The sequence below is a fragment of the Pseudomonas sp. S3E12 genome (genome assembly GCF_001702295.1).
GTDB classification, from domain to species: domain Bacteria; phylum Pseudomonadota; class Gammaproteobacteria; order Pseudomonadales; family Pseudomonadaceae; genus Aquipseudomonas; species Aquipseudomonas marginalis.
Window position 1 is genome coordinate 146,604 of sequence record NZ_MBDT01000004.1, and the last position, 20,762, is coordinate 167,365.

Consider the following 20,762-nt stretch of genomic DNA (forward strand, 5'->3'; position numbering starts at 1 on the left):
GACAACCGGCTCCCAATTCCCGAAGCTGTTTCACAGATTAGTAACCACAAAAAACCCGGCGAATGCCGGGTTGTAACCACTCATGCCGAAGGCTGGAAGTACCCCGCCAACGCCCGCAAGTCCTGCTCGCTCAGCAACCCCGCGTAATACTTCAACTGAATCCTGGCCAGCAGATACGCATGCCGCGCATTGGCCAAGTCGCGGCGGGCAGTGAAGAGTTGTTGTTCGGCGTCGAGCACGTCGAGGTTGACCCGCTCACCGCCGCTGACGCTCTTTTTGGTGGCGATGACCAGCGCGGTGGCTGAGCTGACGGCCATCTCGTAGGCACGCACTTTCGCCGCGCCACTGGTGTTGAGGTTGAATTGCTTGCGCAGCTCCACCAGCGTCGCCGAGGTGTGTGCGTCCAGCTCGTATTGGGCCTGGGACAGTTGATTGGCCGCCTGGCGCGTGGAGGCCGACACCGACCCGCCGGCAAACAACGGCAGGCTGATCTGGATGCCGACGCTGTGGGTGTCGTACCTCTGGTTGTAGCTGCTTTCCGAATCGGAGCTGGTCTGGCGGCTGCTGGCGTACAGGCTGACCTTGGGCATGTGCCCGGCGCGTTTGCGCTCCACTTCGTAGGACGCCACGTCCAGCGCATGGTGCTGGGACTTGAGTTCTGGATTGTTGGCCATGGCCAGTTCACGCCAGGTTTCGAAGCGATTGGGCTCCAGCGGCGGGATGTCGAATTGACGGGTCAAAGGGGCCAGCTCTTCGATCTGCAACGGTTGGCCGACAATCGCTTCCAGCTCGCGCAAGGCGCTGTCCTGGGCGTCCAGCGCCTCGATTTCCTCCGCCTGGGCCAGGCTCAAGCGCGCCTGGGTTTCCAGTACATCGGTACGGGTGCCTTCGCCGCCTTTGAGCAAGCGATCATTAAGTTGCAGGCGTTCGGCAAATGCTCGCTTCTGCGCGCGGCTCAACTCAATACGCTCCTGCGCCAGCAGCGCCTGGCTGTAGGCACTGAGCACACGCACGGCCAGCTTCTGGCTCTTGCCGCGAAAGCGCTCATCGGCCATCAGCGCCTGGGCCGTGCCTTGGCGAAAGCGCGCATAGGCTTCGTAGTCCAGCAACGGTTGCTGCAAGGTCAGGGTCGAGGCATAGCTGCGGTAATCACGGTCGCTGGTGACATCGCCAACGGCGGTGCTTTGGGTAACTTCGGATTCGTTGCGCGAGTTGTTATAGCTCCAGGACAGGTTCGGCAATAACGCTGCACGGCCGATCACGCGGTTCTCTTCGCCGGCTTCGCGCTCCTGGATGGCGGCCTGAAAGGTCGGGTCATTGCGCAGGGCGAGGTCGTAGGCGTCGAGCAAACCCAAGGCATGTACCGCCGGTGTAACGCTCAGGCACAGGGTAAAAAACAGTGCCTTCATTCTTCCACCAGGGCCATGTGGGTACGGTCCAGCAAGGGTTTGAACAGGTAGTTGAGCATCGAACGCTCACCGGTCTTGATGAAGGTTTCCACCGGCATGCCCGGACGAATCCGCACGCCGTCCAGTTGTTGCATGCCCGCTGCGCTGACCTGGGCACGCACGGTGTAATAAGGCTCGTCGGTGCGCTCATCGACCTGGCGGTCGGCGGAGACCAGCGTCACCTCACCGGCCACCCGTGGGGTGGTGGCCTGGTTGAACGCCGAGAACAGCAACTCCACCGGTAGGCCCGGATGCACCTTGTCGATCATTTGCACCGGCACCCGCGCTTCCACCCACAACGCTTCGCCCTGGGGCACGATGTCCATCAGGGCCTGGCCGGGCTTGATCACGCCGCCTTCGGTGTACACCTCCAACCCGACCACCACCCCCGAGGCCGGCGCCCGCACCAGGCTGTTGGCCAGTTCGAACTCGGCCGACGCCAGGCGGTTACGCAGGTCATCGCTGCGGGTGCGGGTCTCGGCCAACTGGCCGCGCAGGTCTTTCTGGAAGTCTTCGCCGAGCTGGCGGATGCGCAGGCGCAATTCCAGAACCTGGCGCTGCAACTGGCCGATGCGTCCGTAGTCTTCGGCAATCGCGCCGTCGACCTGGGCGTACAGGCGCTCGCTGTCGAGCAGGCGATTGCGCGGGATATAGCCATCGCGCGCCAACTCGCGCAGCCCTTGCAGTTGCTCATTCAACGCCGCGCGTTGCTGCAGCTTGCTCGCCTGGGAATCCCGCGTGCCGCGCAACTGCGCCTCGGCGCCGGCGATGGTTTCGCGCAGGCCTTGCTGCTCGGTGGCCAGCGCCTGGGCGCGGCTGGTGAACAGTTGCCGTTGCAGGTTCAAGGTGTTGGCGGCCTCCGGCTCGTTGAGCAATTCAGGACCGAAGGTGATGGCGGGCAGACCTTCGCTAGCGCGCCTCGCTGGCCAGGGACGCCAGGTACTGGCTGCGCAGCGACTGCATCTGCCCGCGCAAGGGCGTCTCCTTCAAGCGCAACAGCACCTGGCCGGCGTTGACCACATCACCGTCACGCACCTCGATACGCTCGACGATGCCCCCGGCAGGATGCTGTACGGTCTTGCGATGGCCAGAGACAATGACCTTGCCCGACACCGCCACGCCCTTGTCCAGCGGCGCCAACGCGGCCCAGCCGATAAATCCGGCAAAGCCGCCGAGCACCAACAACCAGCCCAGGCGCGAATATTTTTTGTCATCCAGCGCCAACACCGTGTGAGGGCGGTCGCTGACCAGCACCGGCTTACTCATGCTCATGCCTGTTTTCCTTCGCCGAGGCGATAGCTCATGCTCAGGGTCGACACCGGTTTGGAGGCTGCCGGTTTCTGCCGCGCCTCCAGCACCCGCGCCGTCGGACCAAAGGCCTGCAACTGGCCGTCCTTGAGGATCAGCAACTGGTCGGTCAGGCTCAGTACATTGGCTTTGTGGGTAATCAGGATCACCGTGCGGCGCTGCTGCTTAAGCTGGGTGATGGCCTGGAGCAGCGCCTGCTCGCCCACTTCGTCGAGGTTGGCGTTGGGCTCATCCAGCACGATCAACGCCGGCAGGCCGTACAGCGCACGGGCCAGGGCCACGCGTTGCTTTTGCCCACCGGACAACCCCGCACCGCCCTCCCCCAACTGCGTGTCGTAGCCTTGGGGCAGTTGCAGGATCAGTTCATGCACGCCGGCCATTTGCGCGGCAGCGAGGACTTTGTCGGCCTCCAGCTCGGCAAACCGCGCGATGTTGTCGGCGATGCTGCCGGCGAAAAGTTGAATGTCCTGGGGCAGGTAGCCGATGTGCGGGCCGAGTTGCTGTTTGTCCCACTGGGCCAGGTCGGCACCGTCCAGCCGCACCTTGCCGGCCAGTGGTGCCCAGGCGCCCACCAGCACCCGCGCCAGGGTGGATTTGCCGCAGCCGGAAGGTCCGATCACGCCGAGCACGTCCCCCGCTGGCAGGTTGAACCCCAGGTTCACCAGTGCCGGACGACGGCTGCCGGGGGCGCAGGCGCTGATGTGCTCGACGCTCAACTGGCCCTTGGGCACCGGCAGGTTCATGCGCGGCGGTCGCGCCGGGTTGGCCGCCAGCAGCTGCGACAAGCGCTCGTAGGCCAGGCGCGCCGAGCCCCATTGTTTCCAGACGCCGATCAGTTGGTCGATGGGGCTCAGCACCCGGCCCATCAGGATCGAGCCGGCAATCATCATTCCTGGCGTGATATCGCCCTGCACCGCCAGCAACGCGCCCAGGCCGAGTACCAGCGATTGCAAGGCCAGGCGCACACCCTTGGACCAGGCGGTGACGGCGGCGGTCTTTTCACTGGCCAGGTTTTGCTCGGCGAGGAACGCCTGGTGCTGGTGGAACCAACGCCCGCGCAAGGTGGCGAGCATGCCCATGGCCTCGATGCTGTCGGCATTGCGCAGGTTGGCCGTGGCCTGCTGGCTGGCGTGGATGGACAGTTGGCTGGCCTCGGCCATCGGCGCCTGGCTGACATGGTGGTTGATCCACGCCAACGCGATCAGTATCGCCGCGCCGCCCAGCGCCAGCAGGCCAAGCCAGGGGTGGAACAGGAAGATCACCAGCAGGTACACCGGAAACCACGGCGCATCGAAAAACGCGAACAGCGCCTGGCCGGTGGCGAACTGGCGCAAGGTGGTCAGGTCATGCAACGCCTGGCCTGCCGCCTGGGTGCCGCCCTTGAGTTGCGCTTCGAACGCGGCGTCATAGACCCGCTGGTTCAGGCGCATGTCCATCTGCGTGCCGAGGCGGATCACCACCTGGCTGCGCACCCACTCTAACGCGCCCATCAGGCCGAACAGGCCGAGGATCATCAGCGTCAGCATCAACAGGGTCATCTGATTACCCGAGGCCAGCACCCGGTCATATACCTGCAGCATGTACAGCGCCGGAGCCAGCATCAGCAGGTTGATCACCGCCGAGAACAGGCCGATGTTGAAGAAGCCACTTTTATAGGCCGTGAGGGCGGCCAGGGTTTCGTTGCCGACGTGGCGCATCTGGGGATTCTCGTGGGGTTGAACGTGCAGCGTCGCCGCGTTGACAGCCGATACGGCGCTGCGCAGAATTCGGCACCGCCGTCGCCGGAAGAGTTAGAAGGCTTGGGCGACGGCGGTGTAATACGGCGAATGGGAGAGCGATCTTCCATTCGCTTTTTTCAGGCGGCAGCAGGTTCAGGCGGCGAGTGCCCAGTCCTGTGCCACGTCCTGCACGCCCACCAGGGCAACGTCGGTGGACACTGCGCTGGCGTGTGCCGCCAGGCCCGCCGACACTTCGTCGAAGGTGCTGGCAGTGGACAGGCCGAAGTCGTCGAGCAGGTTGTTGAGCACGGTTTCCAGCGCGGCGGTGTTGCCCTGCATCAAACCGTAGATCACGCTTTGTACTTCGTTGCCAGCCCGGCCGGCGCCCTCGGCGGCGCTCAGGTCGAGGCCGTTGAACGCGACCTTGAAGTCGCTCAGGGAGAAGTCGCTGCCATTGCCGCCGCCCAGGCCTGTGCCCAGTTGCACGTTATCCAGGTCGCCCCACAGGTAGTGGTTCAGGTTGCTGCTGGCGGGCAACGACGGGTTGAACACATAGTGCAGGCCATTGCTGGTGTCGCTGTCGGCGATGAACGCGTACTCGGAGTTGTTGGCGCCGTGGGTCGAATACTGGTCGCCGCTGAGGGTGCCGTTGCTGAAGCCGCCGGTGTTGCTGGTGCCGTGCCCTGCGGTGTTGAACCCCACTGCCCAGGAGCTCAGGTAGTCCGATACCGACAGAGAACCCAGGCCCGAATCGTAGCTAACAGAAATAGTCATCGCTAAACCTCGTTAAACAACGTTGTTGATGAGCACGCCGGTGCGGCGCGCCTTTTTGCCCACCCATGGGCAAAACCGTTGATCAAGTGCCTGCGCACGCTGATCAGAATTTGTATTCCAACATGCCGCTCAGGGTTCGCCCGCGCGCCAGACTGAGGTTGTTGGCGTCGCCCATGGCGACGAAATAGGCTTCATCGGTGGCGTTTTCCAACGCCAGTGCAATGTTCAGTTGATCCGTCATCCAGTAACTGGCGTACAGGTCATAGAGCGTGTACTTGGGCCACATCGCCTGATCCATCAACTCGTAGCCCTGCTGATTGAGGTTTTCGCCGTTGCCCGAGCTGTAGCGCACACGCACACCCGTATCCAGGCGTTTTTCCAGGAAGCGCGTACCCAGGGTCAGCGAGCCGCGATCGGCTGGCATGTACGTGGCGTTCCCCATGATTCGCCCGCAGCTTTCCTTGTTGTTGGCGACGTCGTCATCCAACACTTCATAGGTGGTGACCGGCCGTATGCTGATGCGCCCATCCGGCAGGGTGAAACGCTCCAGGCGAGTAGTCCTTGGCCCGGTGGTCTTGGCACCGCCCATGTAATAGTTCTTCGAGCAGAACTCATTGCTGCCGATCATGTGGGTGTAGCTGAGGTTGGCGTACGCGCGGCCCATGTCGTAATTGAGCTGGTATTCGACCCCGCGAAAACGCGTCGGGTTGGTGTTATTGACGTAAGCCATGGTCCCGAGGAATCCACCCACCTGGGTTTCCGGCAAGCTGACGCTGGTGTTGAGGAAAGAGAAGTTTTCGATCCGGGTATCGAAGTACGCCACCTTCATGCCGAGGCGATCGTCACTGAAAAACAAGCCTTCCTTGAAGACATTCATGCCCACTTCCCAATCCCGTGATTCTTCAGGCTTGAGGTAGGGGTTGGGAAATACGCGCTCTCCCGAACCGCCACCGTGGGGCCGGCCGGTCATGAAGGTTTCGGTCACCGCCGGTGGCCGCCAGCCCTTGCCCCACCGGGTATAGAGTTGCAGCCAGTCCACGCCCGGCTTCACCGCAAGACCGAAGGTGGGGGAAAACTGGCCTTCTTCACGGTCGACCTCGATCACTTCCGAGACACGCCTGGCACCGACAAGGCTGTTGTAGAAGCGATCACGCCGGTACAGGGTCATGCCGGTTTCGCCTTCGAGCCGATAGCGGTCATAACGCAAGCCCGCATCCAGGGTCAGCCAGCCGCCATATTCGTACTGCGCGTTGTTGAACAGGCTGGCGATGGTGCGTTTGCCCCCTGGCGTGCTGCCCTCTGCGTAAGGCAACAAGCCCAGGTTGTTGGTGGCTTCAACTTTGTTGGTGCGGGGCTTGAACTCGTCCTGATACAGCTCCACCCCGTAGTTCCAGGTGACATGCCCCTGTTCGCCGAAATCGAACCGTGAGGTGTTGTCCCCCTGCAGGCCCCAGGTGTCGGTCTGGAAGTGATCGGTGTAGGCGCCGACGTAGTTACCGGTACCTGGCGACGACAGGTTGGGGGCGTTGCTGCGATCCATCTGGGTGGTGACGTAATAGAGCTTGGCCTTGAGATCGATCAGCGGGTTATCCGGGCTGTAGCTGTAGTCCAGCGCGACGTTTTTGGCGTTGAGGTTGTTTTTGCTGGTGCGTACGTAGTAGGTGCTCTGAAGGTCGTTGGCGATATAGCCCCAGGCATCGTTACTGTCGGTGTCGGTTTCCAGGTAGCTCAACTGCACGCGCTGGTCGTTGGGCAGGTTCAGGCCGAACTTGACGATCTGCGAGCGGGTCACGCTGCCGGTGTCGCCGACTTCGCTGTTCAACCAGTCGTCGAAGGCCGCAGGGGCAGATGACCTGGCGCGCAGGTTGGTGCCCAGGTTGTCGTCGTTGTGCCGGCCGGCGCGGTAGTTACCGAAATGCCGCTCGCTGTAGCCCAGCACGACATCGCCGCGCTCATCACCAAAGGCAAACACGCCACTGCCGTTGAAGTCGGTGCCGTTACCCAGCTCACCGATGCCACTGCCGGCGCGAAGGCGGCCGCCGTAGTCCTTGCCGTCCTTGAGGAACTCACTGGCATCCAGGGTCTTGAACGAAGCAATGCCGCCCAGCACGGCCGCACCGCCCTGCCCCGACTGGCTGCCTTTGTCGATCTCGATGCTGGAGATGAACTCCGGGTCGATCAGCATGGTGCCGTTGCGCTGCTGGTGGCCGTTGACGTTGAAGTTCTGGCGCATGCCGTCGATGTTCATGTTCACCCGGCCATAGTCCTGCACACCGCGAATATTCACCGACAGGCCAGGGTCGCGCTGGTTGACGGCGGTGTAGACGCCGGCGGTTTCTTCGAGCATGTCGGCGGCGTGACGGGGCGGACGTTTATCGATCATGTCGCGGCTGATCACCGCCACGGACTTTGGGGTCTGGTACACCCAGTCGCTGGCCTGGCCGTTGGTGTTGCCGGTGATGGTGGTGGTGCCCACGGTCATGGCGCCGTCGTGGTCGTCGCTGACACGGTTGAGGGTGACCTGGCGCTCACCGGTAAAGCGGTACTCCACCGGCGTGGCACCGAGCAAACGGCCAAGGCCTTCCTGCACGCTGAAGCTGCCTTTGAGCGCGGTGCTGCGCAAGCCTTGCAGGCGCGGGCTGTCGAACAGCACCTGCAGACCGGCCTGGTCGGCAAAGGCCAATACGGCACTGCCCAAGGATTGCGCCGGGACATCGAACACCCGCACCGCCGACTGGGCAGCGTCCACCTGAGGTTGCACCGCATACACGGGAGCGGCCGCGGCGAACAGACCCAAGTGGATGGCCAGGGCTAACCGGCTACCGGTGATACGCCCCTTGGTGAGTGCTGACATTTCTGGTTTCCCTGCGCTGATCGTATGTTTGTTTATGCGAATGCTTCTCACCTAGCAAGACGTACGAGGCGCAGGAAGTCAGTAAGGTTTTTTAAAAAGTTTTTGCGCAGGGGGGGTTAAGCGGGTGAGAGCAGGCCTCCCACCGGGTCATCAATAGATCAGGCTGAGGCCTGCCAGGTCCAAGCGTTGCACTTGAAGTTCCTGGGTGAGCGTTCCGAGGGCGCTGTCGAGCATGTCGAGACGGAAGACGCCGCTGACTTCACGCTCACCCAAATCGGAATGGGTCAACACCACCCGCCCCGGACGGTAGCGATTGAGCTGCTCAATAACCTTGGCCAGGGGCTGGCGATCAAAGATCAGCACGCCGCGTCGCCAACTGGTGGCACGGTCTACATCAAATTGATCCAGGGGCACCACCCCCTCCTGGGCGTTGTAGCGCGCAGCCTGGCCCTCCTGGAGCACCCGATCGCTGGGGCCTTTTTTCGGCGAGGCGTGCAAAGACACTTCGACGCTGTGCTGCAACACGCCCACCCAAGCCCGGCGGTCGGCCTCGCGCTCCACCACAAACCGCGTGCCCAACGCCCGCGTCTGCCCGCCGGCGCTCTGCACCACGAACGGACGGGTCTCCTGACCCACCATCGGCGCCACATCAAAAATCGCCGAGCCCTGGATCAGGCTGATACGCCGCTGCACGCCGTCGTAATCCAGGCGGATGGCACTGGCGGAATCCAGCTCCACCGTGCTGCCATCGGCCAAGTGCACGGTGCGTACCTCGCCCTTTTGGGTGACATAGTCGGCCTGCATGCGCAGCCAGGCGTCCGGCCCGCGCAGCCAGCCGACGCCAGCCACCACCACGACCAGCGCGACCGCCGCCGCACGTTGCCAGGGCCTGCGCCGCAGGGAGCGACGCGGGGGCAGCGCTGCAGTCGCAGGGCGCTGGCGGTGAACGGTCTCGTCCTTATGCACCTCGCCCAACGCCGCCCAGGTCTGTTCGGCAAAGCGCAGCGCCGCTTCGTGGCGGCTGTCGCAGGCGATCCACTGGCGCAACTCGGCCTGCTCCTGGTCGGTCAGGGCACCGGCGTGCAGGCGCACCGCCCACTCGGCGGCCTCCTCGGTAATGCTGTGCTGTTGCGGACCCTGGCTATTCACGTGTGAATCTCGAATTTTTCGTTATATGACGCTGTGACGTCTGAGCGGAGGTTTTTCCGTAATTCATTCGTCGGCTGGCTCCACCTCGCCGTCCTGCAAGCGCTGCATCACATACGCCAGCGCCTTGGCCAGGTGCTTTTGCACGGAGCTGTCGGAGATATCCAAATGCCGGGCGACCTGGGCGTGGGTCATGCCCTCTATACGGTTCAGACGGAAGATCTGCTGGGTGCGTTCCGGCAATTCCGCCAACGCCTGCTTCAATGCCTGTCGCTGTTGCTGCGCCATTGCCTGAGCCTCCAACCCGGCCACTTCATCTTCAATCTCGGCCAGCGCCTCATGGGGCACGGAGTCTGTCTTGCGCCGCGCTTCCTGGCGAATATGGTCGATCAGCAGATTGCTCGCCGTTCGATAGAGATAGCCCTGGGAGTTGTCGATACGCTCGCCGGCGGGTTTTTCCGCCAGGCGCAGGAAGCTCTCCTGCACCAGGTCGGCCGCCAACTGCGGGTCCCGTACCTTGCGCGCCAGATACCCGCGCAGGGTATCGGCGTGCTTGAGAAACAGGCCTTTGAGATCCACGTCCGACAAACCGACTCCCTGGAATGTAAAGGAAACAGACGGGCATCTTAAGCGTTGTCGAGAATGATTTTCAATTGATATATAATCCGATTCCAGCGCCGGACTCGCCTGATTAACGGTTCGGTAATCGAACACATCTGCCGTCATCAATTGACCAAATTAACTAACCAGTACATTTTATCCCCACAACCAACAAGAACTGTGGAGATCCCCCGTATGCCGCCCATCGTGCTGGTGCTCAACGGCCCCAACCTCAACCTGCTCGGCACCCGCGAACCCGCGACCTACGGCCTTGAAACCCTCGCGGACGTCGCTGCCCTGTGCGGCCGCAGCGCCGAACAACTGGGGCTTAAAATCGAATTCCGCCAGACCAACCACGAAGGCGAACTGCTCGACTGGATCCACGGCGCCCGCGCCCGCTGCGCCGGTATCGTGATCAACCCGGCAGCGTGGACCCACACCTCGGTGGCGATTCGCGACGCCCTGGTGGCCAGTGAAGTGCCGGTGATCGAGGTGCACTTATCCAATGTGCATGCGCGCGAGGCGTTTAGGCATCACTCGTTTGTATCGCCCATCGCCAAGGCGGTGCTCGCAGGCTTTGGCAGCCATGGCTACCACTTGGCCCTGGAACATTTCAGCCAGTTGTTGAAGGGGTCGGCCCGATGAAACCGCGCATCCTCGCCGGCCTGATCGGCGCCGGCATCCAGGCCTCCCGCACCCCCGCCTTGCATGAGCAGGAAGGCGACGCCCAAGGCTTGCGCTACCTGTATCGCCTGATCGACCTTGAGCCCCTGCACCTGGACATCAACGCCCTGCCCGACCTGCTGGACGCCGCCGAGTTGATGCACTTCACCGGGTTGAACATTACCTACCCGTGCAAGCAGGCAATCCTGCCGTTGCTCGATGATTTGTCCGACGAGGCCCAAGGCATCGGAGCAGTGAACACCGTGGTGTTCAAGGACGGCAAGCGTATCGGCCATAACACCGACTGCCTGGGGTTTGCCGAGGGCTTTCGCCGCAACCTCAACGATGTGCCGCGCCAACGCGTGGTGCAAATGGGTGCGGGTGGCGCCGGTGCCGCAGTGGCGCATGCGCTATTGGCAGAAGGTGTGGAGCACTTGAGTATTTTCGACGTGGACCCCAGCCGCGCCCGCGACCTTGTGGATAACCTCGCCCAGCGTTTCGGCGCCGGTCGCGCCCAGGTCGGCACCCACCTGGAGAACGCCATGGCCGAGGCGGATGGCCTGGTCAACACCACGCCCATGGGCATGGCCAAGCTGCCCGGCACACCGGTGCCCGCGGCCCTGCTGAGAGCCGAACTGTGGGTGGCTGAAATTGTGTATTTCCCACTGGAAACCGAACTGCTGCGCGATGCCCGCGCCTTGGGCTGCCGCACCCTGGATGGCGGCAACATGGCGGTGTTCCAGGCGGTAAAGGCGTTTGAACTGTTCAGTGGCGAGGTGCCGGATGCGCAGCGGATGCTCGCGCACTTCAAGAGCATGAACAGCTGAAAAGTGGGAGGGGGGCAAGCGCCCTCCCCCATTGGGTCAGGCGGTGTACTCAGGCCTGCAGGTAGCGCAGCACCGATTCGCAAATCATCTCGCGATGCCGTTGTTTAACCGCCTCATCCGACAGGTCGATCTGAAAGATCTCACTGAACGTATGGCGGTTGGATACCCGGTAAAAGCTGAATGAGTTGATCAGCAGGTGCACGTCCAACGGTTCCAGCCCTTCACGGAACAGTCCCATCTCGGCGCCCCGGCGCAAGGTCACGCCCAGCCCCTCGAGGATTTTGCTGTTCATCGCCTTGATGGTTTCGGTGCGTTTGACGTACTCGGCATTGTGGATATTTTCGATGCTGACGATACGCACGAAATCGACGTTCTGATCGTGGTGATCGAAGGTGAACTCCACCAGCCGCCGGATCGCCTCACGCGGTTCAAGGGCGGTGAGGTTCATCCGCGTTTCGGTGTTGCGAATATCGCCGTAGAGCTTCTCCAGCACCTCGACGTACAACTGCTCCTTGCTGCCGAAGTAGTAATAGATCATGCGTTTGGAGGTATGGATGCGCTCGGCGATGGCATCCACGCGAGCGCCGGACAGGCCCTGCTGAACAAACTCGACGATGGCTTCCTGGAGAATGTTCTCGCGGGTCTTTTCCGGGTTGTTCTTACGACTCTTGCGCGGTGCGTCTGACACCGCGGGGAGTTCGGGACTTGAGGTCATGGTGCGCTCACGGCCATTTTTGTTGTGCAGGCCGCGATTATGGGCCGAGGCGTCCTACGAAGGAAGCACCTGGCCCACCGTTATAAACGCGCCTGGCGCACCGCGCCGCTGCGGGATTTGGCCATCGCCGCCAGGCGCACCGCTACGTTGGCCGCGCCGTAGCCGGCGTAACCGTTCTTGCGTTGGATGATCTCGAAGAAAAACCGTCCTTCGAAGGGCTCGGTGTACACATGAAACAACTCACCGCCCTGGGCGTCACGGTCGTACAACACGTTGTAGTACGCCAGTTCGCTGAGGAACTCATCATCGAAATCAAAGCGCGCGGCCAGGTCATCGTAGTAGTTGAGCGGGATATCCAGCAGCGGCACCCCGGCCTCCTTGGCACGGCGCACTTCGGCAAAAATATCCGCGCAGTCAAAGGCAATGTGATGCACACCCGAGCCGCGATAGCTCGACAGCGCGTGGGAAATCGCGGTGTTGCGGTTCTCGGAAATATTCAGCGGCAAGCGAATCGAGCTGCAACGGCTGCGCAGCGCACGGCTTTTCACCAGGCCGTAGGGGTCGGGCAGCACCACTTCGTCATCGGCTTCGAAATCCAGCAGGCTCTTGTAGAACAGCACCCAGCTGTCGAGGCTGTCAGCCGGCAAGGCCATGGCCATATGGTCGATGCGCAGCAAACCACCGCCGGCAGCGCTGGACGCTTGCAGATTGAAATCGGTGTCGTAGATCCCCCCCTCACTCTGATCCACCAGGTAGATCAGGCTGCCGTCCGGCGCACGTACTGCTGCCAGCTCCAGCTCGTTGGGCCCGACCAGGCCGCGGTAGGGCTGGCCTTTGTAGGCCACCGCCCGTTCCAGGGCCTTGGCGCTGTCCTTGACCCGAATCGCCGTGGCGCACAACGATGGCCCATGGGCCTCGAAAAAGTTATGCGCAAAGGAATAGGGTTCGCAGTTGAGGATCAGGTTGATGTCGCCCTGGCGCAGCAGGCTCACGCTCTTGGAGCGGTGCTGGCCGGCCTTGACGAAACCCAGGCGTTCCAGCCAATGGGTGAGCTTGGCGCCGAGGTTTTCATCCACGGCGAATTCGAGGAACTCGATACCGTCGTACTCGCTGGCCGCCGGGGTATCAAACAGAATCTCGACAGGTTGCGCGGGCGCCTCCTGTTGCAGGCGCTCGCGGGTTTTCTCTTCCAGGTACAGCAGGGAGCGCAGGCCATCCGCCGCATTCGCGCGGGTTGGCGCGGCGCGGAAGCCATCGTTGAAAATTTCCAGGGACAACGGCCCGGTGTAGCCGCTCTTGATGATCGGCGCGAGGAACCCCGCCAGGTCGAATTCACCCTGGCCGGGGAAGCAGCGAAAATGCCGGCTCCACTCCAGCACATCCATGGCCAGGATCGGCGCGTCGGCCATCTGCACGAAGAAAATCTTGTCGCCGGGGATCTGCGCGATGGCGCTCGGATCGCCCTTGAGCGACAGCGTGTGGAAGCTGTCGAGCAACACCCCAAGGCTCGGGTGATCGACCTGGCGCACCAGGTTCCACACCTGCTGCCAGGTGTTTACATGCTTGCCCCAGGCCAACGCCTCATAGCCAATGCGCAGGCCGCGACGACCGGCGTGTTCGGCCAACAGGCCGAGGTCGTCGAGCAGGATGCGTTCATCCCCGACGCAATCGGCCGAGGCATTGCTGCACACCAGCACCAGGTCGGTGCCCAGTTCCTGCATCAGGTCGAACTTGCGCTCGGCGCGCTCCAGGTTGCGCGCCAGGCGATCGCGGCGGCAGCCTTCAAAGTCGCGAAACGGCTGGAACAAGGTGATGGCAATGCCGAGGTCGGCGCACATCTGCCTGACTTCACGGGGGCTGCCGTCGTAATACAACAAGTCGTTTTCGAAGATCTCGACCCCATCGAACCCGGCGGCAGCAATGGCTTCGAGCTTTTCCGGCAGAGTACCGCTCAAGGACACGGTGGCGATGGAACGTTGCATGGGCGACTCCCGGCAATTGTTGTTTGTGGCAAATTATTCGCCCCCAGACTACCCGCAGCAATTAAAATGTACGAACCGGTTAGTTTTTGGTGCGATTATCGAACACTAAGCCTCTTTGGCGAATTGACGATTTTTTAGCCACTGCGCACCATCAATCACGCAGCGACACCCAAAAGAAGACCCACAACACCTCATAAAAATTTCAAAAAACGGGTACAACCACATGCCTTCGCAAAACTCCGCCCTGGCCGCGCGCCCGGGCACCCCGCACGCCGGCATCGGCGACAAGATCCGCGGCGCCCTCGCCGTGGGTAAAACCCGCTGGGGCATGCTGGCCCTGGTGTTCTTTGCCACCACCCTCAACTACATCGACCGCGCCGCCCTGGGCGTGATGCAACCGATCCTGGCCAAGGAAATGAGCTGGACGGCGATGGACTACGCCAACATCAACTTCTGGTTCCAGGTCGGCTACGCCATCGGCTTTGTGCTGCAAGGCCGGCTGATCGACCGCGTGGGCGTCAAGCGCGTGTTCTTCTGCGCCGTACTGCTGTGGAGCCTGGCCACCGGTGCCCATGGCCTGGCCACTTCGGCCGTCGGCTTTATGGTCTGCCGCTTTATCCTCGGGCTGACCGAAGCCGCCAACTACCCGGCCTGCGTGAAGACCACGCGCCTGTGGTTCCCCGCCGGTGAGCGCGCGGTGGCCACCGGTATCTTCAACGCCGGTACCAACGTCGGCGCGATGATGACGCCGATGCTGCTGCCGCTGATCCTGCATGTGTGGGGCTGGCAGGCGGCGTTCCTGTGCATGGCGTCGCTGGGCGCGATCTGGCTGGTGTTCTGGGGCTTGAAGTACTACAACCCGGAAGACCATCCGAGCGTTAAACAATCCGAACTGGACTACGTGCAACAGCAAGTCGAACCGGAACAACCCGGCGTCCCCTTCAGCCGCATCCTGCGCATGCGCGGCACCTGGGCCTTCGCCATCGCCTATGCACTCACCGCACCGGTGTTCTGGTTCTACCTGTATTGGCTGCCGCCGTTCCTGAACCAGCAGTACAACCTGGGCATCAACGTGACCCAGATGGGTATCCCGCTGATCATCATCTATCTGACCGCCGACTTCGGCAGTGTGGGCGGGGGGATTCTGTCGTCGTTCCTGATCGGCCGTGGGATGAACTCGATCAAGGCGCGGTTGCTGTCGATGCTGCTGTTTGCCTGCTGCATCGTCGGCGTGATCATGGCGGCCGGTTCCAGCCAGTTGTGGGTCGCGGTGTTTGCCATTTCCCTGGCCATCGGTGCGCACCAGGCGTGGACCGCCAACATCTGGAGCCTGGTGATGGACTACACGCCCAAGCACATGATGAGCACGGTGTTCGGTTTCGGCGGCATGTGCGCGGCCATCGGCGGCATGTTCATGACCCAGATCGTCGGCCACATCCTCACCGTCACCAACAACAACTACACCGTGTTGTTCACCCTGATCCCGGCGATGTACTTCATTGCGCTGACTTGGATGTACTTCATGGCACCGCGCAAGATTCCGACCGTAGACGCCTGATCACCTGCGCCGCTGCTGCCAGGCAGCGGCCAGACCGCTCATGCAGATCACCCCGATGCCGACCACCGTAGTCACATCGGGGGTATGGTTGAACACCAGCCAGCCCAACAACCCCGCGAAGACGATCTGGCAATAGCCGAACGGCGCCAGCAAGGCCGGTGCCGCGAAGCGGAACGCCTGGGTCAGCATCAAGTGGGCAGTCATCCCACAGGTGCCCAGCGCCAGCATCAACACCCCGTGCCACAGCGTGGGCACCTGCCAGAAGAACGGCACCATCGCACTCATCACCAAGGTATTGCACAGCCCGGCGAAGAAGTTGCTGGTGGTGGGCGTGTCGTATTGGCTGAGGATGCGCGTGAGCAGTTGGTAGAAGCAGAAGAACAGCGCCGAACACAGCGGCAGCAACACCGCCGGCGTAAACAACTCACCGCCTGGGTGAATGATCACCAGCACGCCGACAAACCCGCAGATCACCGCCAGCCATTGGCCGCGTGTCACGTGTTCGCCAAGCAGCGGCACCGACAGTGCCGTCACCAGGATCGGCGCGAGGAAGTTCACCGCCGTGGCTTCCGCCAACGGGATGTAATGCAGCGCCGTGGTGAAAAACAGGCTGGTGCCCAACAGGCACAAGGCCCGCACCACCTGCATCCCCGGTCGCTTACTGCGCAGCACCCGCAAACCCGATTGCGGCAGGAAAATCCCGGCCATCAGCAAGGTGTGCACCACGTAGCGCACCCACACCACCATCACGATCGGGTAGAACCCGGCCAGGTATTTGGACAAGGCATCGTGGCTGGAGAACAGGAATGTCGCCAACACGATCAGCAAAATGCCTTTGAAGGGATGGTTGACGCCGGATAGGGGGGTGCTGACAGTCATGGAATTCTCTTGCGTGGCGAGCGGAACGCTGAGCACTGAACGAAGCAGCGCTCAACCCGGTAATCTAGCAGCCGGGCTGGCGCCTGCCCCAAGAGCATAACCAAACAGCGGGCGAACAGCGCACTAAATCACTGGATTCGAGTCCAACGCAGCACCTTAGCCTGCGCATTGCATACTTTTTAACCAAGGCCTCGTCGCTATGAAAAAATTCCTCTTTGTTCTTTCTGCCCTTGCCCTGCTGACCGCCTGCGACCAGGCGTCCAAGCCAGCGCCCAAACCTGCGCCGCCTTCCGTGCAGGCCACCCTGGTGCCCGAAACCCCGCCCACGGATAAATGGGTCGGCAAATGGATCGGTGTCGAAGGCCTGCACCTGACCATCGCCAAGGACGACAGCATCGGCCGTGGCCATTACCTCCTGACCATGCAATACGGCCTCGACGCCGACGACTCGGGCACCTTCAAGGGTGAAGCGGCCGAAGACGGCATCGCCTTCACCCGTCCGGACGGCCCGCAACTCCTACGCGCCGGCGACGGAGAAGCGACCGGGCTGAAATGGCTGGCGGATAAAAAAGACTGCCTGATCGTCGCCACCGGCGAAGGCTATTGCCGTTAATACCGACCATACTCAGACACTAAATTAGTGTAGGAGCGAGCTTGCTCGCGAAAATCGTTAACGATAAAGCGGGCAATCGGGTTAAACGCAGTGGTTGTGCGTTTTTCGCGAGCAAGGACTAGGCGTCCCCCTCGCTCCTACAGAAGGCTGATCAAGAGGATTGCCCCATGCTATGGAAAAAAGGTCGACGCAGCGACAACGTGGTGGATGCCCGCGATGACAGTGGCGGCGGCGGTGGCGGGATGCGCTTTGGCGGCGGCAAGGGACTGAGCCTGACCGCGATTGTGCTGATCGTCGGCATCGGCTGGCTGACCGGCCAGGACCCGATGCAGATCCTCGGCCAGTTGACCGGCCAGATGGAACAGGCGCCCTCGGTGAGCACGCAGTCACGCCAGGCACCGCCGGCCAACGATGAGCAGGCCGACTTCGTACGCGCGGTGCTGGGCGATACCGAAGACACCTGGAGCCAGGTGTTCCAGGAAAACGGCCTGGCCTACAAGAACCCGAAGCTGATTCTGTTCCGTGGCCGGGTCAATTCCGCCTGCGGTGGCGCCACCTCGGCCAGCGGCCCGTTCTATTGCCCGGCTGATCAGCAGGTCTATCTGGACCTGGATTTCTTCCGGGAAATGTCCCAACGCTTCCAGGCGGCCGGCGATTTCGCCCAGGCCTATGTGATCGCCCACGAAGTCGGGCACCACGTACAAACATTGCTGGGCATTTCGTCGAAGATCCAGGCCGCACGCCAGCAAGGTCGGCCGATGCAAGGCGACGGTGGCCTGCTGGTGCGCCAGGAGCTGCAAGCCGACTGCTTCGCCGGTGTGTGGGCCAACCGTGCGCAAAAGCGCCTGAACTGGCTGGAGCCTGGCGATATTGAAGAAGCACTGAACGCCGCCAACGCCATCGGCGATGACCGTTTGCAGCAGCAGGGCCAGGGGCGCGTGGTGCCGGACTCGTTTACCCACGGCACCTCGGCACAGCGGGTGCGCTGGTTCAAGATCGGCTTCGCCCAGGGCCAGATCACTCAATGCGACACGTTCGCTGCCAAGAGCCTATAAATGAATCAACGATTGGGACTGCTGTTGGGCCTGTTGCTCATCTCGTCATCCGCCTGGGCCGCCGAGCATGGCGTCAAGGTGGTCAGCCCCGAGCGTTTTCATCTGGAAGCCGGCGATCTCAGCCTCGGCCTGAGCCAGGACTGGCGCCAGCCACTGCCCGACGTCACCCGCGCGTTGATCATCGTGCACGGGCGCCTGCGCAATGCGCAGACCTACCTGCAAAGCGGAATGGATGCCGCCGAACACGCAGGCGTTGGCCCCACCACCTTGGTAATCGCGCCGCAGTTTCTCAATGGGGCCGACGTGAAGCGCAACCATCTGGACAATCAGTTGCTGCGCTGGAGGGGCAATGACTGGATGGCCGGCGATGCCTCCACCGGCCCGGGCCAGATCAGCTCTTTCGGCACCCTCGACCAGATCATCAAGCACCTGGGCAACCGCACGCTGTTCCCGGCGCTGAAGGAAATCGTGGTCGCCGGTCACTCCGGCGGTGGCCAGGTGGTGCAGCGCTTCGCCCTCACCGGCCACGCGCACCCGACCCTGCAAACCGAGGGCATCCGCCTGCGTTATGTGGTGGCCAACCCCTCGTCCTATGCCTACTTCAGCCCACAGCGGCCGGTGAAGTTCGATACCACCAGTTGCCCAGGCTTCAACACCTGGAAGTACGGCATGCAGCACCTGCCGGCCTACGCCAACGGCCAAAGCGCCGAGCAGCTGGAACAAGCCTACGTATCACGCACCATCACTTACCTGCTGGGCCAGCAGGACACCGACCCGAACCACCCGGCGCTGGATAAAAGCTGCGAAGCCGAGACCCAGGGCGCGTATCGGCTGATTCGTGGGCACAACTACTTTGACTACCTCAAGCAGCGCCATCCGCAATTGCGCCAGACGCTGGTGGAAGTGCCGGGGGTGGGGCATGACGGGGATGGGATGTTTACGTCGCCCGAGGGCCAGAAGGTACTATTCACTCAGTAATACCTGACGAAACAGTCTCAAAATGTGGGAGCTGGATCATCCGGCGCAATGCAGCGCAATCTGCAGCATGCCAATCCGCCAGCTCCGGCCACGGGTTCTCCGGCAGGTTGACCAACACCGTCCGCGCCCCTGCCGCCCGGCCGCAGTCCAGGTCAAAACGGTAATCGCCGACCATCACCATCTCGCTCGGCGATACATCCCACGCCGCCGCCAATTTCAATAACCCACCCGGATCCGGCTTGGGCGGCGCATCGTCGCGCCCCAGCACGTCGTCCACGGCAAAGCAGTCCGCCAGGCCGATCGCCTCCAGGGTGATATGCGCCAACTCCCGCGCATTGCGGGTCAAAATGCCCAGGCGATAACCGCGCCCGGCCAGCTCGCGCACCAGTTCCACCGCACCGTCCGCCGCCACCGACCCCAGCGCCAGCTCGCGTTCATGTTCCAGCAACCAGGCGTGCTTGGCCGCTGCGACGTCCGCCGGTAATGCGGCAAGGTGAGTGAGGATGTCGTCCTCGGAGGGAATATCCAGGGCCACGCGAATCGCCGCAAAGTCATGCACCGCCACCGTCAGGGTGCCGTCCATGTCGAACACCCAGTGCTTAATGTTCGTCAGGCTCATGCCCAATCCTTGCGATGGCGAATCAAGCCTTCCTGGGTCACCGACGCCACCAGTTGCCCGGCGCGGTTGTACACGCTGCCACGGGAGAACCCACGGGAATTGCCGGCCCATGGGCTGTCCATGGCATACAGCAACCAGTCATCGGCACGCAGGTCGGCGTGGAACCACAACGCGTGGTCGAGGCTGGCGACCTGCATGTCTTTCTGCCACACAGTCTTGCCGTGGGGCAGCAACGAGGTGGTCAGCAGGCCGAAGTCCGAGGCGTAGGCCAGCAGGTATTTGTGCAGCGCCGGCGTATCCGCCAGGGCACCATCGGCGCGAAACCACACGTATTTGACCGGGTCGGACGGCTGCGGGTTGAACGGGTCTTTTTCGGTGACCGGGCGCACTTCGATGGGCTTGGGGCACAGCAGCTTGTCGCGCATATGCTCGGGGATCAGGTGCGCGCGCTGCTGGGTCAGCTCCAGCTCCGACGGCAGGTTTTCCGGGCCGACCACCACGGGCATGGTGGTCTGGTGCTCGAAGCCGGCCTCGTCGTACTGGAACGAAGCGCTGCAGGTGAAGATCGGATGGCCCTTCTGGATCGCCGTCACGCGGCGCGTGCTGAAACTGCCGCCATCGCGTACACGGTCCACCGAATACACCACCGGCAACTTCGCATCGCCGGGGCGCAGGAAATAGCCATGCAGGGAATGCACGTGGCGCGCTTCTTCGACGGTCTGGCTGGCGGCCGACAGCGACTGGCCGAGCACCTGGCCACCGAACAGTTGGCGAAAACCCAGGTCCTGGCTGCGGCCGCGAAAGAGGTTTTCCTCGATCGGCTCCAGGGTCAGCAAGTCCACCAGATCTTCCAATACTTGGCTCATTCAAACTCTCCTCAGAGCAAAACGGTATCTACCTGTAGGAGCGAGCTTGCTCGCGAAGATCGTTAACGATAACGCAGCGCTTCTGGTTTACAGCAGCGCTCTTGCGTTCTTCGCGAGCAAGCTCGCTCCTACAGGGGGTCTATTGGGCATTCCGGGCTG

17 protein-coding genes and 1 pseudogene are annotated in these 20,762 nt (G+C 62.4%); 6 read left to right on the forward strand and 12 right to left on the reverse strand.

Annotated features, from left to right (window positions below):
* Positions 1-80: 80 nt before the first annotated feature.
* The 7 genes and pseudogenes from BB029_RS04185 to BB029_RS04215 form a co-directional block, all read right to left on the reverse strand.
* Positions 81-1,409 (reverse strand): TolC family outer membrane protein, encoded by a 1,329-nt coding sequence (locus tag BB029_RS04185; protein WP_065938322.1) that lies wholly within the window; start codon positions 1,407-1,409, stop codon positions 81-83.
* Positions 1,406-2,720, reverse strand: a pseudogene (locus BB029_RS04190) (HlyD family type I secretion periplasmic adaptor subunit). The gene BB029_RS04185 and the pseudogene BB029_RS04190 overlap by 4 nt, the downstream one beginning before the upstream one ends.
* A complete protein-coding gene (locus BB029_RS04195; RefSeq protein WP_065938323.1) occupies positions 2,717-4,453 on the reverse strand; it encodes a type I secretion system permease/ATPase in 1,737 nt (578 codons plus the stop codon). The pseudogene BB029_RS04190 and the gene BB029_RS04195 overlap by 4 nt, the downstream one beginning before the upstream one ends.
* 174 nt (positions 4,454-4,627) lie before the next feature.
* Complete coding sequence (locus BB029_RS04200) at positions 4,628-5,248, reverse strand: heme acquisition protein HasA (protein ID WP_065938324.1); 621 nt, start codon at positions 5,246-5,248, stop codon at positions 4,628-4,630.
* A gap of 103 nt (positions 5,249-5,351) precedes the next feature.
* Positions 5,352-8,102, reverse strand: coding sequence for a TonB-dependent receptor (locus BB029_RS04205; RefSeq protein WP_065938325.1), 2,751 nt, complete (start codon positions 8,100-8,102; stop codon positions 5,352-5,354).
* 150 nt (positions 8,103-8,252) lie between these two features.
* Positions 8,253-9,251, reverse strand: coding sequence for a FecR family protein (locus BB029_RS04210; protein ID WP_065938326.1), 999 nt, complete (start codon positions 9,249-9,251; stop codon positions 8,253-8,255).
* Positions 9,252-9,314: 63 nt separating this feature from the next.
* A complete protein-coding gene (locus BB029_RS04215) occupies positions 9,315-9,836 on the reverse strand; it encodes an RNA polymerase sigma factor (protein WP_065925006.1) in 522 nt (173 codons plus the stop codon).
* A gap of 207 nt (positions 9,837-10,043) precedes the next feature.
* Here BB029_RS04215 and aroQ point away from each other — a divergent pair, with 207 nt between their 5' ends.
* Together aroQ and BB029_RS04225 are read left to right on the forward strand one after the other, a co-directional pair.
* A complete protein-coding gene (gene aroQ, locus BB029_RS04220) occupies positions 10,044-10,493 on the forward strand; it encodes a type II 3-dehydroquinate dehydratase (protein WP_065938327.1) in 450 nt (149 codons plus the stop codon).
* On the forward strand, positions 10,490-11,338 hold the full coding sequence (locus BB029_RS04225) for a shikimate dehydrogenase (RefSeq protein WP_065938328.1): 849 nt from the start codon (positions 10,490-10,492) through the stop codon (positions 11,336-11,338). Before aroQ ends, BB029_RS04225 begins: the two co-directional genes overlap by 4 nt.
* Before the next feature lie 49 nt (positions 11,339-11,387).
* Here BB029_RS04225 and BB029_RS04230 read toward each other — a convergent pair whose 3' ends face one another.
* Both BB029_RS04230 and quiC read right to left on the reverse strand, forming a co-directional pair.
* Positions 11,388-12,053, reverse strand: a complete 666-nt coding sequence (locus BB029_RS04230) for a TetR/AcrR family transcriptional regulator (protein WP_027605289.1) — start codon at positions 12,051-12,053, stop codon at positions 11,388-11,390.
* A gap of 80 nt (positions 12,054-12,133) precedes the next feature.
* On the reverse strand, positions 12,134-14,035 hold the full coding sequence (gene quiC, locus BB029_RS04235) for a 3-dehydroshikimate dehydratase QuiC (RefSeq protein ID WP_027605288.1): 1,902 nt from the start codon (positions 14,033-14,035) through the stop codon (positions 12,134-12,136).
* Between the two features lie 223 nt (positions 14,036-14,258).
* Here quiC and BB029_RS04240 point away from each other — a divergent pair, with 223 nt between their 5' ends.
* Positions 14,259-15,593 carry an MFS transporter gene (locus BB029_RS04240; RefSeq protein ID WP_065938329.1) on the forward strand — a complete coding sequence of 445 codons (1,335 nt, stop codon included), beginning with the start codon at positions 14,259-14,261 and terminating at the stop codon, positions 15,591-15,593.
* Here the strand turns inward: BB029_RS04240 and BB029_RS04245 are convergent, their stop codons facing one another.
* Positions 15,594-16,472, reverse strand: coding sequence for a DMT family transporter (locus tag BB029_RS04245; protein ID WP_065925003.1), 879 nt, complete (start codon positions 16,470-16,472; stop codon positions 15,594-15,596).
* Between the two features lie 199 nt (positions 16,473-16,671).
* On the opposite strand from BB029_RS04245, the gene BB029_RS04250 reads away from it, so the two are divergent.
* The 3 genes from BB029_RS04250 (at position 16,672) to BB029_RS04260 (ending at position 19,118) form a co-directional block, all read left to right on the forward strand.
* Positions 16,672-17,085: a lipoprotein gene (locus BB029_RS04250; protein ID WP_065938330.1), complete on the forward strand. Its 414-nt coding sequence runs from the start codon at positions 16,672-16,674 to the stop codon at positions 17,083-17,085.
* A gap of 167 nt (positions 17,086-17,252) precedes the next feature.
* Positions 17,253-18,140 (forward strand): neutral zinc metallopeptidase, encoded by an 888-nt coding sequence (locus BB029_RS04255; RefSeq protein ID WP_065938331.1) that lies wholly within the window; start codon positions 17,253-17,255, stop codon positions 18,138-18,140.
* The gene (locus BB029_RS04260) at positions 18,141-19,118 is read left to right on the forward strand and encodes a hypothetical protein (protein ID WP_065938332.1); all 978 of its coding nucleotides are present in this window, start codon (positions 18,141-18,143) and stop codon (positions 19,116-19,118) included. It begins immediately after the preceding gene.
* On the opposite strand, the gene BB029_RS04265 is transcribed toward BB029_RS04260, so the two are convergent.
* Together BB029_RS04265 and tesB are read right to left on the reverse strand one after the other, a co-directional pair.
* Positions 19,108-19,737, reverse strand: coding sequence for an HAD family hydrolase (locus BB029_RS04265; RefSeq protein ID WP_065938333.1), 630 nt, complete (start codon positions 19,735-19,737; stop codon positions 19,108-19,110). The two genes, BB029_RS04260 and BB029_RS04265, sit on opposite strands and share 11 nt — an antisense overlap.
* A complete protein-coding gene (tesB, locus tag BB029_RS04270; RefSeq protein WP_027605282.1) occupies positions 19,734-20,603 on the reverse strand; it encodes an acyl-CoA thioesterase II in 870 nt (289 codons plus the stop codon). Before tesB ends, BB029_RS04265 begins: the two co-directional genes overlap by 4 nt.
* Between the last annotated feature and the right edge of the window lie 159 nt (positions 20,604-20,762).

Excerpts from the sequence above, each read along its gene's own strand:
- BB029_RS04240 (WP_065938329.1), top strand. The coding sequence starts at position 14,259 with ATGCCTTCGCAAAACTCCGCCCTGGCCGCGCGCCCGGGCACCCCGCAC.
- aroQ (WP_065938327.1), top strand. The coding sequence starts at position 10,044 with ATGCCGCCCATCGTGCTGGTGCTCAACGGCCCCAACCTCAACCTGCTC.
- BB029_RS04245 (WP_065925003.1), bottom strand. The coding sequence starts at position 16,472 with ATGACTGTCAGCACCCCCCTATCCGGCGTCAACCATCCCTTCAAAGGC.
- BB029_RS04225 (WP_065938328.1), top strand. The coding sequence starts at position 10,490 with ATGAAACCGCGCATCCTCGCCGGCCTGATCGGCGCCGGCATCCAGGCC.
- BB029_RS04185 (WP_065938322.1), bottom strand. The coding sequence starts at position 1,409 with ATGAAGGCACTGTTTTTTACCCTGTGCCTGAGCGTTACACCGGCGGTA.
- BB029_RS04230 (WP_027605289.1), bottom strand. The coding sequence starts at position 12,053 with ATGACCTCAAGTCCCGAACTCCCCGCGGTGTCAGACGCACCGCGCAAG.
- tesB (WP_027605282.1), bottom strand. The coding sequence starts at position 20,603 with ATGAGCCAAGTATTGGAAGATCTGGTGGACTTGCTGACCCTGGAGCCG.
- quiC (WP_027605288.1), bottom strand. The coding sequence starts at position 14,035 with ATGCAACGTTCCATCGCCACCGTGTCCTTGAGCGGTACTCTGCCGGAA.
- BB029_RS04255 (WP_065938331.1), top strand. The coding sequence starts at position 17,253 with ATGCTATGGAAAAAAGGTCGACGCAGCGACAACGTGGTGGATGCCCGC.
- BB029_RS04200 (WP_065938324.1), bottom strand. The coding sequence starts at position 5,248 with ATGACTATTTCTGTTAGCTACGATTCGGGCCTGGGTTCTCTGTCGGTA.
- BB029_RS04260 (WP_065938332.1), top strand. The coding sequence starts at position 18,141 with ATGAATCAACGATTGGGACTGCTGTTGGGCCTGTTGCTCATCTCGTCA.
- BB029_RS04250 (WP_065938330.1), top strand. The coding sequence starts at position 16,672 with ATGAAAAAATTCCTCTTTGTTCTTTCTGCCCTTGCCCTGCTGACCGCC.
- BB029_RS04205 (WP_065938325.1), bottom strand. The coding sequence starts at position 8,102 with ATGTCAGCACTCACCAAGGGGCGTATCACCGGTAGCCGGTTAGCCCTG.
- BB029_RS04265 (WP_065938333.1), bottom strand. The coding sequence starts at position 19,737 with ATGAGCCTGACGAACATTAAGCACTGGGTGTTCGACATGGACGGCACC.
- BB029_RS04195 (WP_065938323.1), bottom strand. The coding sequence starts at position 4,453 with ATGCGCCACGTCGGCAACGAAACCCTGGCCGCCCTCACGGCCTATAAA.